Here is a 17,962-nt window from a genome sequence, read left to right as displayed (position 1 = left end):
AACCTCAAGCGATGCCGACGAGCTGCAGCTTTCCTTCGAGCGTTTCGCGGTCGAACGGCTTCATCACATATTCGTCCGCTCCGGCTTCGATCGCGGCGCGGATATGGTCGATGCTGTTTTCGGTCGTGCAGAAAACGACGCGCGGGCGTTCTTCGCGCCCATAGTCGAGGTCGTTGAATGCGCCGAGGAACTCCATCCCGCTCATCACCGGCATGTTCCAGTCGAGCAGGATGACATCGGGACGATTGGCGCGGCAGAAGGTCAGCGCCTCCTGGCCATCGGCCGCCTCTTCGACGGCAAAGGACATGCTTTCAAGGATATGGCGCGCGACCTTGCGAATGACTTTGCTGTCATCGACGACCAGACAAGATTTCGACATTCAATTAACTCCGACCCCCGGGGATTTGGGACATTTACGACCAAGGCGTGTGCAGCCCGTTAATAAACGGCCAGATTCATGCCGCCTTTAAGGCCGGCAGCGTGATAAAATTGGACGGGTCGACGACGAGCAGCGAGGCGCCGTCATATTCGATCACCGCATCAGCGACGCGCGCCCAGCCCGGAAGCAGCTTTCCGGTGACGCGCGTTTCGGGCGCCTCGATGAAACAGACATCCTCGATTTCGTCGGCGAGCAGCGCATAGCCATGCTCGGTGACCTCGACGACGATCACGCGCTGGCCCGGAACGACCGGCACCGCCGAAAGGCCGATGACGACATGCGGGTCGATCAGCGTGAACACGCGGCTGCGCAGCGCGAAAAGGCCCGCGACATGCGGCGGTGCACCGGGCACCTCCACCGGCGCGCCGACGGTGACGACCGAATGGATCGCGCGGCTGCGGAGCGCCACGCGCGTGTCGGCGATGCGCGCGACGAGATAGAGCCTTTCCATCATTGCCCCCTTCCCCCGACGCTGCGGCGCATCGCGTCGAGCAGCGCCTGGCGGTCGTAACGATAGACGCTTTCGTCCTCGGGCCCCGTCGCGGCGATCGACGTGCGCAGGCGGATCACCGGCACGTCGCACTCGATGTGCGGGCAGATTTCGCCGTCTCCGGTCAGGCAGAGGAGGACGTCCGCCGCCTCGTTGGACGGGTCGCCGTCCGCGATCACGCGATAGCCGGCGCTGCGCAGGATCGGGGCGAGGAAATGGTCGCCCCAACCGTCGCGATCGTCGGCAAGGCGGCACACCGGCTGGCGCAGCGACGGTGCCGCGGCCGCATCTCGGGCATATTGCTCCATCAGCCAGAAGGGATCGATGAGCTCGACCGGCTCGCCGCCCACGAGCACGACACCGGCGATCAGTCCGGGCGCGGCCGAGGGTTGCACCGCGTCGGGCAGGCGGACGATGTCGATCACCTCGGCGATCGGATAACAGAGCACGGCCTGCCCGTCGTAGAGACGAAGCAGCTTCAGCGTCCCCTCGCCGCCCGGCAAGGTCGCCGCATGAACGGGGAAGATATCGTCGCCGATCCGGGCCTGGATCCGCCCCGCGCTTTCGAACAGGCTCGATGCCGGCACTTCTTCGACCCGCTCGATCACCGACAGGCGCACCCCGCGAATGCGGGCGTTCGTGTCGCGGAAAAGCAGCAACTGCGCTGCGTTGCGCGCCGCCACCGCCTCGGCTTCGACTTCGGCGGCACGGTCGCGGCCGCGCCCCGCTTCGTTCGCATCGATCGCCGCGGCGGCGAGCAGGCCCTGAACGTCGAGCAGCAGCACGGGGCGGCCGTTGTCGGGTAGCGTGGTCCCCGCATACAGCCCCGTCGCCATGATCATCGGCGCCGCCGGTTTGATCACCAACTCCTCATGATCGTGGATAGCCGCGACGCTCAGCGCGTAGCTTTGCCCCTGCCCCGGCCGGACGATGACAAGCGCGCGATCGTCGAGGTCGTCGCCATGATGGCGCCCGCGGCCGAGCGCGGTTTCGAGGCGGAGCAGCGGATATTGCTCGCCGCGCACCGTCGCAAGCTCGCCGCCGCCGATCCGGTCGATGCGCACGCTATCGCCGCCTTCGAGCAGGATTTCACGCACTGCGCCGCGCGGGATGGCGAAATATTGCCCCGCCGCGCGCACCATCAGGCCCGAAATGATCGTCAGCGTCATCGGCACGCGAAGCAGGATCGTCAGGCCTCGGCCCTCGTCATTGCGCAGTTCGACGACGCCGCCGATCTTTTCGACGTTCGCCTTGACGATGTCCATGCCGACGCCGCGGCCCGAGATGGCGGTGACCGTCGCAGCCGTCGAGAAGCCGGGCCGGAAGATCAGCTCGAGCTTTTCCTTCGGCCCCAGCGCACGCGCTTCGGTTGCGGAGACGAGACGCGCCGCAACGGCTTTCGCGACAAGGGCATCGGGCGAGAGCCCGCGGCCGTCGTCGCGGATTTCGATCTCGATCTGGTTTCCCGATTGACGCGCCGATACCGAAATCGTCGCGGTGATCTCCTTGCCCGCCGCGACGCGATCCTCGAGCGGTTCGATACCGTGATCGATCGCGTTGCGCACGATGTGGATCAACGGATCGCGGATATTCTCCATCATCTCGCGATCGAGTTCGACCTCGCCGCCGCTCGTCTGGAAAGCGATCTTCTTGCCCATTTCCTGGGCAAGATCGCGAACGATCCGCGGCAGCGGCGCGAAGAGCTTGTCGATCCGCTGCATCCGCATCTGGCTGACCGACTGGCGCATGCCGGCGATCGAATCGGAGAGGCGGTCGAACGAGGCGATCAGCGAAAGGTCGGCGCCCGATTCGCGCAGCATCCGGGCGAATTCGTTGCGCGCGAGCACGATGTCGGTGACGCCCGTCATCACGCTGTCGAGCAACGGCAACGGAACGCGGATCGAGCGCCAGCTCTGCAGGTCGGCGCCAAGGTCGTCCTCCCTGCGCAGGGGAACACCAGCGATTTCAAGCCGCGCGTCGTCGTCGGCCGATCGTTCGGCGAGCGCGCCGATCACGTCGCGGTCGTCGCCCGCCGGTTCGGTTCCATCCTGCCCGAGCGCGGCGCAAAGGTCGTTCAGCCGGTCCACGACGCCGAGCACCGCCGTGACGAGCGCGGCATCTGCGACACGGTTGCCGCGGCGCACCTGATCGAGCGCGTCCTCGGCGGCGTGCGAGAGCGCGGTGACGCGCGGCAAGGCGAGGAAGCCCGAGCTGCCCTTGATCGTGTGCACGAAGCGGAAAATGGCGTCGAGCTGCGCGCGGTCGGCGGGATCCGCCTCCCACGCCACGATCGCCCCGCCCGCTTCGGCCAGGATTTCTGCCGTTTCGGCCAAAAAGTCGTTCAGCAGATCGTCCATCGCCGTATCGGTGCGCCCCAAAAACTGAGGCTTCACCATGGCGGACAATGGTTAAAAGTGGCTTTACTTGCGCTGCTCCGCCGAGGGACGGCGGGGCGACAACCCATTCTTTCGCGCCAGCTGGCCCGGTCGCCGGGCAATGCGCGGAACCCTGCAGGCGGTCGTGCGTATTCGGGCACGAGCTGACCGGGAGGAATTTCATGCAATTGAAGATATTTACGCTGGCCGGCGCGGCGGTTTTGGCGCTAGCTGCATGCGCGGCGAAGGAAAAGCCGACGCAAGACGACACGGCAGGTGCTGCCACCGGCGGCGTGATGCGCGACGAGGCCAAGGCCGAACCGGAAACCTCGCCGGTCACACCGATGCCCGCCGCGACGGTGATCCAGTCCCAGCCCGGCCCCGACGGATCGCAGGTCGACCTGCTTTCGGTCAAGGTCACGGGCGACATCTTGACCGTCACCCTGCGTTGCTCGAGCCCCGAGCGATACAATCGTGAATCGATCCGCGTCGCCCAGGTCAGCGTGATCGACGATGCCACGTCGCAGCGCATTGGCGTGCTGAAGGATAATGAAGGCAATGCGATGGTGTCGAACCTCAACCGCAGCAGCAGTCCGGAAAACGATAATATGATGGTCGATTGCACCTCCAAGCCCGGCGTGATGTGGGCCAAATTCCCGGCGCCGCCGGCCACGAGTCCCACGGTTTCGATCAGCCTTCCCGGGGTCGCACCCTTCGACGGCATTCCCGTCCAGCGATGAAGCGGGCGCTCTTGTCCATCGCCACGGCTGCTTCGATCGGCGGCTGTTCGGCGAACGCCCCGGCCGATGCCGCCGACGAGGACGAAAGCCCGATCGCTACGCCGGCCCCCGCCGCCGACACGACTCCGCCGCCGGCGCGCCCCGGCCTCAGCGCAAAAGTCAGCCCGCTCACGGGCACGGTGAGCGGACTTCAGACGCGGGTCACCGACATGGGCACGATCATCGACCTGCCCGCCGACGCCTTGTTCGAATATGACAAGGCCGTGCTGACGCCTGCGGCCGAGGTGGAACTGCGCAAGGCAGCCGAAATGATCCGTCGTAGCCCGCCCGGGGCGATACGGGTGGTCGGACATACCGACAACAAGGGCGATGAAGCGTACAACCAGACGCTTTCCGAAGCGCGCGCGAACAGGGTCGCGGACTGGCTTCGCGAGCAGGTCGGCGTTCGCCAGCGCGAGTTGCTCGTGTCGGGCCGGGGCGAGACTGCGCCGATCGCGCCCAACGAAAAGGCCGCGGGCGCCGATGATCCCGTCGGGCGCGCAAAGAACCGGCGGGTCGAGCTGGTCGTGCCGACCACAGACAGCCGATCATCAGCCGCCGCCGGATGACGCCGTCGCGGGAGAAGCCCGTCAGTTACCCCTAAGCACCGCGCCGACCAGCAGCGAGGTCGGCGTCTCGCGCGCGAGCATCACAGTGCCGCCGTTCTGCCGCGCGACCGCCTGCACCAGTACCGCGGGCGCGGTGCGCGAGGTCATCGCGGTCGCGCCCTCACCTTCGGCAAGGATGCGCTCGACGTCGGCGTCGAGGAAGATGCGTTCGGCCTCGACATGCAGCGCGATCTCGATGCCCTCCCCCTGCTTTTCGCAGCCGATGTCGAGCCGTCCGCCGCGCACCAGCGCATCGACGAGAAGCAGCGACAGGTTGAGGATGATCTTGACCGCGGGCTTGGGCAGCGGTTCGGCGCCGATCATCCAGTTCAGCTCGATCGCGCGGTCGCCGATGATGCCCTGGATCGCCGATTTGGCTTCATCGGCCGGGACGAATTCGCCGAAGCCGCCTGCCGAACCGAAGGCGAGGCGGAAGAATTTGAGCTTGTTCGCCGAGGTGCGCGCGCTCTGTTCGAGCAGATCGATGCACCGGGCCCGCATTTCGGGATCCTTCTCGTCCGCGAGCAGTTCGAGGCCGTTGGCAAAGGCCCCCACCGGGCTCAGAAGATCGTGACACAGGCGCGAGGCCAGCATCGAGGCGAAATCGACGCGATCGTCGGACATGGATGAACAGGCTCCCCAGCGCAGCGGCCGGATGTTTCCGGCGTGGGTCGTCCCTAGGGCAGGCACGGCGCCCAGGGCAAGCTGGTTCCTTTTCCATTCACCCCTCACCGTCATACCGGCGAAGGCACGGCGCCCCCGGCCCCTTGAAAATCGGCACGCCAAACACATATCCCGACCAATGTTGGGGGACGACGAGATACTGACTGTGACGCTGGAGGACAGCGCGGCCGGGCTGCGGCTCGACCGCGCGCTGGCCGAGGCGCTCCCCTCCCTTTCGCGCGAGCGGTTGAAGACCTTGATCAAGGGTGGACGCGTCGCCGATGCGACCGGCGTGATTCTGTGGGACCCCTCGGCGAAGGCCGCCGTGTCCTCGACGATCGAGGTCCGCCTGCCCGCCGCGACGCCCGCGCACAATGTGGCGCAGGACATGAGCCTTGTCATCGCTTTTGAGGACGAGCATCTGATCGTCGTCGATAAGCCCGCCGGGATGGTCGTCCATCCTGCTGCGGGCAATCTCGATGGCACGATGGTCAATGCGCTGCTCCATCATTGCGCCGGGCAATTGTCGGGGATCGGCGGCGTCGCGCGCCCCGGAATCGTCCACCGGATCGACAAGGATACGAGCGGGCTGATCGTCGCGGCGAAGCACGACAAGGCGCACGAAGGCCTTGCGAAACAGTTCGCGGCGCACAGCATCGACCGCCGTTACCTCGCGATCGCAACCGGGCGCCCGATGCCCGCGAACGGGACAATCGACGCAGCGCTGGGCCGGTCGAGCACGAACCGCAAGAAGATGGCGGTCGTCGCCGAGGGGCGCGGCAAGCATGCGATCACCCATTACCGGACGGTCGAGCCGCTGAACGGGGCGACGCTGGTCGAATGCCGGCTCGAGACGGGCCGCACGCACCAGGTCCGCGTTCATATGACCCATATCGGGCATCCGCTGGTCGGCGACACGGTCTATGGCCGCGCCAGAAAGCCGCTGTCCGAGGTTCTGAAAGCGCGGAATTTCGAGCGGCAGGCATTGCACGCGGCCCATTTGGGCTTTATTCATCCGGTGACCGGTAACAGGATCGCGCTCGACAGCGAACTCCCAGCGGACATGCGGGAACTGATCGATGAATTGCGCGTTTAGGTTTCGAATGAAAATCTATTTTGACCGCCGGGCCGAACCGGGGCAGAATGATTTCAGGTTTTAGGGAAGACACTCTCCATGGCTAACAAAAGCAATGTTCCGGCAACGGTGCCCGCGCTCGGCGGTGAGGCGAGCCTGAACCGCTACCTGGCCGAAATCCGCAAATTTCCGCTTCTGACGCCCGAGCAGGAATATATGCTCGCCAAGCGTTTCCAGGAGCATGGTGACAATGAAGCCGCCGCGCAGCTCGTCACCTCGCACCTCCGCCTCGTCGCGAAGATCGCGATGGGTTATCGCGGCTATGGCCTGCCGGTCAGCGAGCTGATCAGCGAAGGCAATATCGGATTGATGCAGGGCGTGAAGAAGTTCGACCCCGAACGCGGCTTCCGTCTCGCGACCTATGCGATGTGGTGGATCCGCGCCTCGATCCAGGAATTCATCCTGCGCTCGTGGAGCCTCGTCAAGATGGGGACCACCGCGGCGCAGAAGAAGCTGTTCTTCAACCTTCGCCGGATGAAGAACAATCTCGAAGCGTTCGAGGACGGCGATCTTAGCCCCGAGCATGTCGCGAAGATCGCGACCGACCTCGGCGTCACCGAGGACGAGGTCGTCAGCATGAACCGCCGCATGGCGATGGGCGGCGACACCTCGCTGAACGTGCCCATGGGCGAGGATGGCGACAGCCAGTGGCAGGATTTGCTCGGCGACGAAGGTCCGCTGCAGGACGAACGCGTCGCCGAAGCGCAGGAGCGCGACGTGCGCCATTCGCTGCTGAACGAAGCGCTCGAAACGCTCAACGAGCGCGAGCGCCATATCCTGACCGAACGCCGCCTGACCGACGACCCGAAGACGCTCGAGGATCTGAGCCAGGTCTATGACGTCAGCCGCGAACGCGTCCGCCAGATCGAGGTGCGGGCGTTCGAAAAGCTGCAGAAGGCGATGCTCAAGCTCGCCGGCGACCGGCGCCTCGTCTCCGCCTGACCGGCGTTTCGATGTCATAAACCTGCGATTTGACTCGCGGGTGCAAAAGGACCAGCCTCCCCCTTAGGTTCGACCGAAGGGGGAGGTCCTCATGTGGAAATGGATCCGAATTCCGAAAGGCATCGCGCTGGCGGCCTTCCTGCTGCCATGGATGACTGTCAGCTGTTCCGAACAGAAGCTCGTCGAGGCGACCGGCTTCGGCCTCGCGTTCGGCCGCGTCACCGCGATGGGCCAGGCGGCGCAGGCAGGCGACAGCGCGTCGCTCAACCTCTGGTTGATCCTCGCGCTGCTCGCGATCGCGGGCGGGCTGGCGCTGCTCTTCATGAAGGGGCGGGAGGCCGCTAAACTCGTGCTCGGCACATCGATCGCGGCGGTTGCGCTGATCTTCATCGGCACCTGGCGATACAGCAAGCACGCTCTCCTCGAGGAGGCGGCGAAGAACGGCCAGAACAGCGGCATGGACCAGGCGGCGCTGGCGATGATCCAGGTTCATTGGGAAATCGGATATTGGCTCGCGATGCTGTCGCTAGTCGTCGCGGCGGCGATGGCGTGGCTGGTGATGAGCGGCAAGGAAGGCGAAGCCGAGGCGAAGATGCGCTCGCTTGCGGCCGAGGCCGGCGAAAAGGCGAAAGCCGCAGCGGCGAGGGCGGGCGAAGCGGCCGACAACGCGACCGGCAAGAAAGAAGACGACCCGCCTAAGCCCTGAGATAGAGTGACAATCGCAATCAGCCGCTTGCCGGACGCGGGCAAGCGGCTATGGAAATCGAATGACGACCGCCGCCAGGAAACAACAGAAGCGCCGCAAATTGCCATGGTATCTGCGGCCCTTCAAATGGCTGCTCTGGTTTGTCGTGATTTCGATCGCGTGGGTGCTGGCATATGCCGTCGTACCGCCGCCGGTGACCTTCACCATGCTCGCCGACAGCAACGGCATCACTAAGGATTGGGAAAGCCTGTCGAATATCGACCGCAATATGGTGCGGGCGGTGATCGCGGCCGAGGACGGAAAATTCTGCAGCCATGACGGGTTCGATCGCGACGCGATCGAAGAGGCGATCGAGCGCAACGCCAAGGGCAAGAAGCTGCGCGGCGGATCGACCGTGAGCCAGCAGACGGCAAAGAACGTCTTTCTGTGGCAGGGCAGCGGCTGGACGCGCTATGTGCGCAAGGTGCCCGAGGTGTGGTTCACCTTCCTGATCGAGACGATCTGGGGCAAGCGCCGGATCATGGAAGTCTATCTCAACGTCGCGGAGACGGGCATCGGTACCTATGGAGTCGAGGCCGGCGCCCAGCGTTATTTCAAGCATGGCGCAGCCAAGCTGACCCCGCGCGAGGCGGCGCGCATCGCGGCGATCCTGCCGCTGCCAAAGAAGCGCGAGGCGATCAGCCCGTCGGGTTTCACGCGCCGTTACGGCAACACCATCACCGCGCGCATCGGCCAGGTCCGGCGCGACGGACTGGATGCTTGCGTTTATAAATAGCGGGCGCTTTGGGGTGGGAAGCAGACGTTCATTCGCTCAGCTTCGTCATCCCGGACTTGATCCGGGACTCACGGCAGCACTGGAGGCATCGACCCCGGATCAAGTCCGGGGTGACGAGGAGAAGAATCCTCGCCATCGCTCCGCGACAGGGAGGATATTCTTGTCCGCATCCGGTCGTTTCCGGCCTTTACGCCGGCTTCCAGCTCTTCCGCTCTTCAGCCTGCTTTAACACCTCGAACGCCGCCTGCCCTGCCGTGAAACGTTTCGCCGCGTCGGCGTCGCCGGGCTTGACGTCGGGGTGGCATTCCTTCGCAAGCGCGCGCCATGCCTTTTTGGTCGCCTCGAAATCGGCGTCAGGTTCGAGGTCGAGGATTTCGAGCGCGCGCATTTCGTCGGCGCTGCGGCTGCCGTCGCCCGACCCGCCCCAGGCATAATGCTGTGCGCGTGCATAGCTATTCGCCCCGCGTGCTTCCTCGGCGGCGCGAGCGGCAGCGTCTTCGGCGCTCAATCCCTCAAAATAGTCCCATCCGCGATTATATTCGGCGGCGTGGGTTTCGCAGAAATACCAGCGTTCGGGGCTGTTCGGCGACTTGGGTGCCGGACAGTTGCCGGGGTTCGTGCAGCCGTGGCGGTCGCACAGACGTATCTTTTGCGCTTCGCGCGACGAGCCATAAGGGCGCCAGCGGGGAAAACCCCAGTCGTCGGATCTCTTGGCGCGGCTCATTCCACCCCATGTAGCGGCTGGAGGCCGGAATTGCTAGCCGAGCGGGGCGAAAAACCTAGTCTTTAGGCCTGTAGCCGAACGCCTTGCTCGCGAGCTTCACGACCGCGGGGTCGAGATCGGGCGGCGTCATCGGCACCGCCGCCTCAAGCGTTTCGATGATATAAGTCAGCGCCGCGATCCGTGCCGCCTTCTTGTTGTTGCCATCGATCACCTTCCACGGCGCCCAGCGCGTGTTCGTCTGCGCGAACATCTCATCCATTGCGGCGAGATAGTCATTGCGCTTCGCCCGGTTGCGATAGTCCTCGGTGCCGGTCTTCCACCGTTTCCACGGGTCGTCGAGCCGGTCGGCGAAGCGCTTGTCCTGTTCCTCCTGCGTGACATGGACGAACAATTTGACGAGGTTGGTGCGGCTACCGGTCAGCTGCGCCTCGAACTCGTTGATCTCGTCATAGCCCTTGCGCCATTCGGCCTCGCTCGCGAAGCCCTCGACGCGCTCGACAAGCACGCGCCCATACCAGCTGCGGTCGAAGATCGAGATTTCGCGGTTGCCGGGCAGGCGCTTCCAGAAGCGCCAGAGGAAATGGCGTGCCTTTTCCTCGTCGGTCGGCGCGCCGATGGGCCACACCTCGAAATAGCGCGCGTCGAGGCATGCGGTCAGCCGCTGGATGATCCCGCCCTTCCCCGCTGCGTCCCAGCCCTCGATCATGATGACGCTGCGCTGGGCGTGGATGATATGCGCGGCCTGTAGCCGCTCGAGCCGGTCTTCGAGCGCCGCGATAGCCGCGGAATAATCGCCGTCATATTTGGCGCCGGTTTCAAATTCGGAAAGGGAAATGCTCATCGGCTCATTCTAGCGCAAACAAGCGGTTCGGACCAAGCGGGCGATGCGCCCCTGTCATTTTCTGGCACAGAGCCAGCGCGGTTTGTTACGCGGGATTGCGTCAGAGATGTCCGGCGAGAAGAGCGGCGACGCGCGCCGGCGCTTCCATCGGGATGAAATGGCTGTGTTCGGTCCATAGTTCGTCACGTTCGGCGCCGATCGCCGGACCAAGGCCGGTCCAGGTCGGGCTCAGCGAAAAATCGAGCGGGCCACCGCGCTCGCCGGTCGGGGCACGGATCAAGGTCGAAGGCACCGAAAGATAGTGCAGCCACTCATGCGGGTTGGTGCGCAGCGCATTTTGATAGACCGAGGCCTCGAGCGCTGGCGGGCAGGCAAGCTCCAACCCGTCGCCATCGGCTGCCGGAACCAGTCCGTAGGCGCAATAATCGTCGAGGGCACCCGGTTCCCAGTTCGCATATGGCGGCCGGTCGGCAAAACGCGCGCGCATCTCCTCGACGTCCGTCCAGACATTGCGCCGGCGCGCGACGGGATGATCGGCGGGTTCGGGAATCGGCTTGGCACTCTCGCCCTCGTAAAGCGCCGGGTCCATGATCACCGGATCGATGAGGATCAGGTGGCCGAAAGCTGCAGGCCGCTGCGACGCGAGCCGGGTCAATATATAGGCACCCATACTGTGCCCGCAGCCGACGAGCGGGTGGCCGCCAAGCCCGTCGAGCAGCGGCAGCAGCACGTCGGCGGTCGCCGCCCAGTTGGCGAGCGTCGTGGGCCGATAGCTGCGCCCATGTCCGCGGTGATCAGGCGCGATGACGTGCGTGCCCGCCGGTAGCGCCGCGACGACCCGATCCCACAGCCGCGCATGAAAGCCCGTCGCGTGGAGCAAAAGCAGCGAAGCGCCCCGCCCCGGCGTTCCCCATTCGAACCAGCAGATATCGCCTTCCGGCGTTTCCAGCCGGTGCTCCCGGGGCTCGCTCATGCCTTAACTCTTGGGGCCGTCGACGATGCGGATACCAAGTTCCTTGAGCTGCTTGTCGCTGACCGGCGCGGGCGCGCCCATCATCAGGTCTTCGGCCTTCTGGTTCATCGGGAAGACGACGACTTCGCGGATGTTCGGTTCGTCGGCGAGCAGCATCACGATGCGATCGACACCCGGTGCCGAGCCGCCGTGCGGCGGCGCGCCGAACTTGAAGGCGTTGATCATGCCGCTGAAATTCGCATCGACGTCGGCCTGGCTGTAACCCGCGATTTCGAACGCCTTGTACATGATGTCGGGGCGATGGTTCCGGATCGCGCCTGACGACAGTTCGACGCCGTTGCAGACGATGTCATACTGCCAGGCGAGGATGTCGAGCGGGTCCTTGGTTTCGAGCGCTTCGAGCTCGCCCTGCGGCATGCTGAACGGGTTGTGGCTGAAATCGATCTTGCCCGTGTCCTCGTCGGCCTCGAACATCGGGAAGTCCACGATCCAGCACATTTCGAACTTGTTCGGATCGATCAGTTCGAGCTGTTCGGCGACGCGCGTCCGTGCAAAGCCCGCGAGCTTCGCCGCGGTCGCTTCCTTGCCCGCCGCAAAGAACAGCCCGTCGTCGGGACCGATTCCGAGCTCAGCGGCGAGCGCGTCCATCTTGTCCGTGCCGTGGTTCTTGGCGATCGGGCCGCCCCATCCGCCGCCCTTGCGCGTCGCATAGCCGAGGCCCGCAAAACCCTCACCCTGCGCCCAGCTGTTCATGTCGTCGAAGAATTTGCGGCTTTTCTCGGCGGTCGCGGGCGCGGGGATCGCGCGCACGACGTCGCCCGCGGCGACGATGTCGGCAAAGCGGCCGAAGCCCGAACCGGTGAAGTGCGACGAGACGTCGGTGATGATGAGCGGGTTGCGCAGGTCGGGCTTGTCATTGCCGTACTTCAGCATCGATTCGCGGTAGGGGATGCGCGGGAACGAACCCGCCGGGGTCACCGACTTGCCGTTCGCAAATTCCTCAAACACGCCTGCGAGCACCGGCTCGATCGCGTTGAAAACGTCATCCTGGGTGACGAAGCTCATCTCGAAGTCGAGCTGGTAGAATTCGCCGGGCGAGCGGTCGGCGCGCGCATCTTCATCGCGGAAGCAGGGCGCGATCTGGAAATAGCGGTCGAAGCCCGCAACCATCAGCAGCTGCTTGAACATTTGCGGCGCCTGCGGCAGCGCATAGAATTTGCCGGGGTGGACGCGGCTCGGCACCAGATAATCGCGCGCACCCTCGGGCGACGAGGCGGTCAGGATCGGCGTCTGATATTCGGTAAAGCCCTGTTCGACCATGCGGCGGCGGAGCGACGCGATCACATTCGAGCGCAGCATGATGTTCGCGTGCAGGCGTTCGCGGCGCAGGTCGAGGAAGCGATATTTCAGACGGATATCCTCGGGATAGTCCTGTTCGCCCGCGACCGGCATCGGCAGTTCGACCGCCGCCGACTGGACGGTAACCTCGCGCGCGCGCACTTCGATCGCGCCGGTGGGCAGGTTGGCGTTGATCGTTTCGGGCGAGCGCGCGACGACCTCGCCGGTGATCGTCACGACGCTTTCGACGCGCAACCCGTCGAGCGTGGCGAACGCCGCGTCGCTCGAGTCCGCGACGATCTGGGTCAGGCCATAGTGATCGCGCAGATCGACGAACAGCAGGCCGCCATGATCGCGCTTGCGATGCACCCAGCCCGATACGCGTACCGTCTGGCCGACGTCGTCGGCGCGAAGCTGGCCGCAATTATGGGTCCGATAGGCGTGCATTGTCTCGTCTTTCAATTGTCCGGGAAGGCACGCGCAAACGTGCCGATATGGCCGCGCCTAAGGCAGCGCGCAGAGCCATTTGTCAAGGGTTGAAGGGCGTCGGTCAACAGGTCAGGCCCAGCCCGTCGAGAACCTCGCTGCCGAACAGGGCGCGATGCCCGGGATCCGGGAGCAGCCGATCACGCGCAGCGCGCCAGCGCCGGAAATCCTCCTCATAGTCGGCAGCAACGCGCAGCGCGTCGAGGCGGCAGCTTTTCGCCCAGTGCCGCGTGAAGGCGACCCCCTCGGCATCGAGGCATTCAACGACGCGCGCATAGGCATCGGCGGTGCGCGGGCTGCGCGGACCATCGAAATCGATCACGGCATTGTGAAGGAAGCGCGCAGGCGCGAGCAAGCCCTGCGCGCGCTCCATGAAGCGCACGGTGACGACGGTCGAGCCGCCGTGACGCGCGTAAACCGCGCAGATGCGTTCGAAGGCGCGCGCAAGGTCGGCACGGTCGATGGTGACCGAGGCGTTGAACAGGTCGGCGAGCGGCCGGTGCGTATCAAGCCCCTCCCCCCAGCTGCCATAGACGGCGGGCGCATCGACGTCGGGGCCGCTGGCATAGCCCTGTTTCATCGCGAATTGCAGCAACGCGCCGCGCGCCCACGGATAGTCATTGAGCAGCCGGCCGAGCAGGCTGAGCGCGTCGTACCCCGCGCCGAGTTGGCCGGGCGTCGCGCGCGGATAATCGTCACGCCAAGGCTCGCGATAGAGGAAGCGGAGCATCGCGGGCCGTTTGAACGGCTTGTAGGGATTGACGATCATCTGGACGAAATCGGGGTCCCGATCGAGTGCATAGGTCGCCGAGAAGCGCCTGAAATCGCCTGCCGAAAGCCAGTCGAGCGCGGCGCAGTCGACCTTGCGAAGATTCTGGATCGGGCGAACCAGGAATTTGGGCACGCTATCGACGACGAGCGCGGTGATAATCCCGAGCGCGCCGACGGGAAGCTGCGCCGCGGCGAATATCTCGTCATCGCGCATCGGGGTCGATCCGGTCGCGGCGATGAAAGCGTCGCTCATCACGCCGGCTTCGGGTTCAATCCAGTGGACGCCGCCGGACGTCACGACCTGCACCGCGCGGATATGGTCCTGGATACCCCCGCGCGCGATCATCGAGCCGTGGGTGCCGGTCGCGCAGGCCCCGGCAAAGGTCTGCCCGTTGCCCGCGCCGCTGGTCCACAGCGAGCGGCCTTGCGCTTCGAACTTGTCGGACACTTCATCGACGAGCGCGCCCGCCTCGACGAGCATCAAGGCCGCCGCATCGACGCCCGGCCGTACATCTTCGGCGCCGATACGGAAGCAACGGTTGAACCGGCGCGTATGCAGCAGCCAGCTCTGCGAGCTGATATTGATGTTCGATGGCGACCAGCCCGCGCCGAGCGGTCGGACGCGCCGGCGTGCGGCGGCGGCCTCGGCGAGCCAGGCCAGTACCGCCTTCGCCGCGATCGCGATCTCGTCGCGCCCGCGCTCCGCATCGCCGCTGCGCAGCGCGAAGCGTGTCGCCGCCTCGCAGGTCCCGGTGCCATGATAATTGGTCCAGCGTCCCTCCTCGCCCAGTTTGACGATCGGCATCATGCCTCTCCCAGCGGAAGGATGCCGGCATGCGCGCGCCAGGCCACCGTCACGGGGCGGAGGAAGCCGAAGGTCGCGATCGCGACGAGCATCTGGGGCCGTGTCGCGAAGACGCGGACATCGCAAAGGCCATGGTCGGATTCGGGCGTCACGAACGGCTGCGCGGCCTCGGCCGCGAAGCCCCAGCCTTTCTGCGTCACAACCATCGATTCCTCATCGAGCGGCCGCGGATTGGCGATCGAGAGGAAGACATCCGCCTGCCCCGCCAGATATTGCCCGAAAAGCAACGCAAAACCGAGCGCGGCGAGCGCCCAACCAAGCCAGATCATGCCCCAAACCCCTTCGTCTTTTTTCCCGGCCGGTGTTCCGGCTCCGCAACCCGAAGAGAGCGGGCAATTTTTCCTGCCCGTTCCTTTCAACTAGCTGTATAGGCGCGCTATGCAAGTCCATCCGTTGATCGAAACCAACGCCGCGCTCGTCGAATTCTGCGACCTCATTCGCAGCAGCGATTTCATCGCCGTCGATACCGAATTCATGCGCGAAAACACTTTCTGGCCAGAGCTTTGCCTTATCCAGGTGGCCGACCGCGACCATGCCGCGGCGATCGATCCGATGGCACCGAACATCGATTTGAAGCCGCTGCTCGACCTGCTCGTCGACAATGAGGATATGTTGAAGGTCTTTCACGCGGGCGGGCAGGATGTCGAAATCATCTTTAACCTGACCGGCAAGACCCCGCACCCGATCTTCGACACCCAGATCGGTCAGATGGCGCTCGGACAAGCTGAGCAGGTCGGCTATTCGAACCTCGTCGAGGCGTGGATCGGCCTGCAACTCGACAAGGGCGCGCGCTTCACCGACTGGAGCCGGCGCCCGCTCGACAAGCGCCAGATCGACTATGCGATCGGCGACGTCACGCACCTCGCAAAGATTTTCCCGATGATGCTCGACAAGCTGATCAAGACCGGGCGCGGACATTGGCTCGACGAGGAAATGGAAAAGCTCGCCGATCCCGCGAACTACAGCGTCGATCCCGACAAGGCATGGCAACGAATCAAGATTCCGACGCGCAAAGCCGATGTGCTCGGCCGGCTGCAGGCGCTTGCCGCGTGGCGCGAACGCGAGGCACGGAACAAGAATCTGCCGCGCGGGCGCATCGTCAAGGACGAAACGCTCGCCGACCTCGCCGCGCATCCGCCGAAGGATCAGGACGGGCTGGGCCGCGTGCGCGGGCTGTCTGCGACGTGGCGGACGAACGATATCGGCGGCCGGCTGATGGACGCGATCGCAAACGCCAAGCCGATGTCGAAGGACGATATGCCCGACCGCGCACCGCGCGGTCCGGGGCTGGGCAAGGAAGGGACGCTCGTCGCCGACCTGCTCAAGCTGCTGCTCAAGATCCGCGCACGCGAACTTAATGTCGCGGCGCGGCTGATCGCGCGCAGCGACGATCTGGAGGCGCTTGCGGCAGGCGCACGCGACGGCATCCAGATGATGCAGGGCTGGCGCTACGACGTGTTCGGACACGCGGCGCTCGACCTTGTCGAAGGGCGGATGGGCTTCGCCGTCAAGAACGGCAAGCTGGTGATGAGCGAGATCGACGCCGCAGCCGCGGCCGAAGTCTAAAGCAGCACAAGCTCAGGCTTGGCATCAAGCGCCTGCGCGAGAACGCGCAGGCGGCGTTCGACCGATTCGCCGGCCAGATGATGCCATCCGGCCGCGAGAGACAGCCGCAACCTGCCATCGACAAGCGCGATCCCGCTCGCCTTGAGCGGAGCCTCGACGCCGCCGGTCAGTCGCTGCGCAAGGCGGATCGCGAGACCCCATTGCCGCGCGCGGGCGAGCCGTTCCTGCGAAACGAGTGTGCCCATTGCGGGAAATTCGGCATCGGCACCGCCGAAGCCCGCGTAAAGCGCGCGGGCGAGCAGGATTCGTCCCGGTATGTCGATGCTGCGCCAGTTGCCGTGCAGGCCGATTTCTGTACCGCGTTCGGCGCGGAAATCGGGGTTTGCCGACCAGGCGACGTCGCTGAGCAGACTCGCGGCGAGTCGCACTCGGCTGTCGGCCGGCGCCTCGTCGGCAAAGAGCGGTGTGATCCAGTCGGCGATCGCGCGGCCGTGTGGGGCAAAGCGAGCGAGACGACGGCCTTCGAATTCGGCGGCGACGATCAGCGGATCCTGCGCGCGCGTTTCGGCATCGAGCGCCTGATAGAGCAGCCCTTCGCGAAGCCCCGAAGACGAAACGGTCATTTCGGGCACGTCGAGGATGTTGACGAGCGCCGCGAGCAGCGCCGCCGCATCGGGCAAGGCCGCCGCGCGGTTCGACGCCATGCCGGGAATCGCGCGCAATTCCTCGAAGCTCAGCCTTTTGGTCGCGCGGATCAGTCGGCGAAGCGCGCCGCGCGGCAGCGTGTGCTGATCGAGCACCGCGAGCGGGTCCTTGGTCAGCTCGAGGTCGAGGCGCGAGAGCGCGCGCCACGAACCGCCCACGAGGTAGAGCGGCAGCCCGGTGAGTCCGTCACCGGGCCAGCCGGCGGCGCGGAGCATCTTGCGGATCGCCCGCTCGAACGCCTGTTCGCCATCCTTGCGCAGCGCCGGCAGGCGGAGCACGCCTAGCGGGAAGGAGACGCAGCGGCCGACCCGCCCGTCCGAAACCTCGGCCAGTTCGAGGCTGCCGCCCCCCAGATCGACCGCGATGCCGCGCGCGTCGGGAATCGCCGAAAGCACACCATGCCCGGCGGCTTCGGCCTCCTCCTCGCCCGAGAGCAGCCGGATTTCAAGGCCGGCTTCGGCCGCCGCGGCGATGAAGTCGGGACCGTTCGCCGCGTCGCGCACGGCGGCGGTGGCGACGCACTGGATCGTCTTCACGTCCATATGCTTCGCAAGCAGGGCATAGCGACGAAGCGCGACGAGGCCGCGTTCGGCATCTTCGGCCGCGATGCGGCCGTCGATCGCGAGGCCGCGGCCGAGGCCGGCGGCGACCTTTTCGTTGAAAATCACCGCGGGCGCGCGCGACGGGCCTTCATAAACGACTATGCGGACCGAGTTCGAACCGATATCGATGACGGCGGACCGGCTGACCGCTTGTCGGGAGGTGCGCAGGAAACTCAACC

General features: G+C 65.4%; 18 protein-coding genes. 7 read left to right on the top strand and 11 right to left on the bottom strand.

Annotated elements, in window-relative coordinates; translation table 11 throughout:
* Window positions 1–4: 4 nt before the first annotated feature.
* The 3 genes from HDC29_RS15225 to HDC29_RS15215 form a co-directional block, all read right to left on the bottom strand.
* Window positions 5–379, bottom strand: coding sequence for a response regulator (locus HDC29_RS15225; protein ID WP_039575078.1), 375 nt, complete (start codon window positions 377–379; stop codon window positions 5–7).
* Between the two features lie 76 nt (window positions 380–455).
* Entirely contained in the window at window positions 456–893 is a 438-nt protein-coding gene (locus tag HDC29_RS15220; RefSeq protein WP_179499140.1) for a chemotaxis protein CheW, read from the bottom strand.
* Window positions 890–3,325 carry a chemotaxis protein CheA gene (locus HDC29_RS15215; RefSeq protein ID WP_257018318.1) on the bottom strand — a complete coding sequence of 812 codons (2,436 nt, stop codon included), beginning with the start codon at window positions 3,323–3,325 and terminating at the stop codon, window positions 890–892. Before HDC29_RS15215 ends, HDC29_RS15220 begins: the two co-directional genes overlap by 4 nt.
* Window positions 3,326–3,486: 161 nt before the next feature.
* On the opposite strand from HDC29_RS15215, the gene HDC29_RS15210 reads away from it, so the two are divergent.
* Together HDC29_RS15210 and HDC29_RS15205 are read left to right on the top strand one after the other, a co-directional pair.
* Window positions 3,487–4,044 (top strand): hypothetical protein, encoded by a 558-nt coding sequence (locus tag HDC29_RS15210; RefSeq protein ID WP_179499138.1) that lies wholly within the window; start codon window positions 3,487–3,489, stop codon window positions 4,042–4,044.
* A gap of 11 nt (window positions 4,045–4,055) precedes the next feature.
* On the top strand, window positions 4,056–4,652 hold the full coding sequence (locus tag HDC29_RS15205; protein ID WP_179499136.1) for an OmpA family protein: 597 nt from the start codon (window positions 4,056–4,058) through the stop codon (window positions 4,650–4,652).
* A 21-nt stretch (window positions 4,653–4,673) separates the two neighbouring features.
* On the opposite strand, the gene HDC29_RS15200 is transcribed toward HDC29_RS15205, so the two are convergent.
* Complete coding sequence (locus tag HDC29_RS15200; protein WP_179499134.1) at window positions 4,674–5,315, bottom strand: histidine phosphotransferase family protein; 642 nt, start codon at window positions 5,313–5,315, stop codon at window positions 4,674–4,676.
* A gap of 178 nt (window positions 5,316–5,493) precedes the next feature.
* On the opposite strand from HDC29_RS15200, the gene HDC29_RS15195 reads away from it, so the two are divergent.
* The 4 genes from HDC29_RS15195 to mtgA all read left to right on the top strand — a co-directional run bounded on the left by HDC29_RS15195 (window position 5,494) and on the right by mtgA (window position 8,912).
* Window positions 5,494–6,450 carry an RluA family pseudouridine synthase gene (locus tag HDC29_RS15195; protein WP_179499132.1) on the top strand — a complete coding sequence of 319 codons (957 nt, stop codon included), beginning with the start codon at window positions 5,494–5,496 and terminating at the stop codon, window positions 6,448–6,450.
* 78 nt (window positions 6,451–6,528) lie between these two features.
* Window positions 6,529–7,431, top strand: a complete 903-nt coding sequence (rpoH, locus tag HDC29_RS15190; RefSeq protein WP_179499130.1) for an RNA polymerase sigma factor RpoH — start codon at window positions 6,529–6,531, stop codon at window positions 7,429–7,431.
* Between the two features lie 91 nt (window positions 7,432–7,522).
* Complete coding sequence (locus HDC29_RS15185) at window positions 7,523–8,137, top strand: hypothetical protein (protein WP_179499128.1); 615 nt, start codon at window positions 7,523–7,525, stop codon at window positions 8,135–8,137.
* Between the two features lie 61 nt (window positions 8,138–8,198).
* The gene (gene mtgA / locus HDC29_RS15180) at window positions 8,199–8,912 is read left to right on the top strand and encodes a monofunctional biosynthetic peptidoglycan transglycosylase (protein ID WP_179499126.1); all 714 of its coding nucleotides are present in this window, start codon (window positions 8,199–8,201) and stop codon (window positions 8,910–8,912) included.
* 187 nt (window positions 8,913–9,099) lie between these two features.
* Here the strand turns inward: mtgA and HDC29_RS15175 are convergent, their stop codons facing one another.
* The 6 genes from HDC29_RS15175 to HDC29_RS15150 form a co-directional block, all read right to left on the bottom strand.
* Entirely contained in the window at window positions 9,100–9,636 is a 537-nt protein-coding gene (locus HDC29_RS15175) for a J domain-containing protein (protein WP_179499124.1), read from the bottom strand.
* Between the two features lie 55 nt (window positions 9,637–9,691).
* The gene (locus tag HDC29_RS15170; RefSeq protein ID WP_179499122.1) at window positions 9,692–10,477 is read right to left on the bottom strand and encodes a polyphosphate kinase 2 family protein; all 786 of its coding nucleotides are present in this window, start codon (window positions 10,475–10,477) and stop codon (window positions 9,692–9,694) included.
* 100 nt (window positions 10,478–10,577) lie between these two features.
* On the bottom strand, window positions 10,578–11,450 hold the full coding sequence (locus HDC29_RS15165; RefSeq protein ID WP_179499120.1) for an alpha/beta hydrolase: 873 nt from the start codon (window positions 11,448–11,450) through the stop codon (window positions 10,578–10,580).
* Window positions 11,451–11,453: 3 nt separating this feature from the next.
* On the bottom strand, window positions 11,454–13,235 hold the full coding sequence (aspS, locus tag HDC29_RS15160; RefSeq protein ID WP_179499118.1) for an aspartate--tRNA ligase: 1,782 nt from the start codon (window positions 13,233–13,235) through the stop codon (window positions 11,454–11,456).
* Between the two features lie 103 nt (window positions 13,236–13,338).
* Entirely contained in the window at window positions 13,339–14,853 is a 1,515-nt protein-coding gene (locus HDC29_RS15155; protein ID WP_179499116.1) for an FAD-binding protein, read from the bottom strand.
* Window positions 14,850–15,179 carry a hypothetical protein gene (locus tag HDC29_RS15150; RefSeq protein ID WP_179499114.1) on the bottom strand — a complete coding sequence of 110 codons (330 nt, stop codon included), beginning with the start codon at window positions 15,177–15,179 and terminating at the stop codon, window positions 14,850–14,852. The genes HDC29_RS15155 and HDC29_RS15150 overlap by 4 nt, the downstream gene beginning before the upstream one ends.
* Window positions 15,180–15,288: 109 nt before the next feature.
* Between HDC29_RS15150 and rnd the strand changes: the two genes are divergently transcribed.
* Window positions 15,289–16,476, top strand: coding sequence for a ribonuclease D (gene rnd, locus HDC29_RS15145; protein WP_179499112.1), 1,188 nt, complete (start codon window positions 15,289–15,291; stop codon window positions 16,474–16,476).
* Here the strand turns inward: rnd and HDC29_RS15140 are convergent.
* Window positions 16,473–17,960 carry a Ppx/GppA family phosphatase gene (locus HDC29_RS15140; RefSeq protein WP_179499110.1) on the bottom strand — a complete coding sequence of 496 codons (1,488 nt, stop codon included), beginning with the start codon at window positions 17,958–17,960 and terminating at the stop codon, window positions 16,473–16,475. The genes rnd and HDC29_RS15140 overlap by 4 nt on opposite strands.
* Window positions 17,961–17,962 lie beyond the last annotated feature (2 nt).

This window comes from Sphingopyxis sp. JAI108 (assembly GCF_013410105.1).
Classification (GTDB): Bacteria; Pseudomonadota; Alphaproteobacteria; order Sphingomonadales; family Sphingomonadaceae; genus Sphingopyxis; species Sphingopyxis chilensis.
This window is presented reverse-complemented; position numbering and strand designations above follow the sequence as displayed.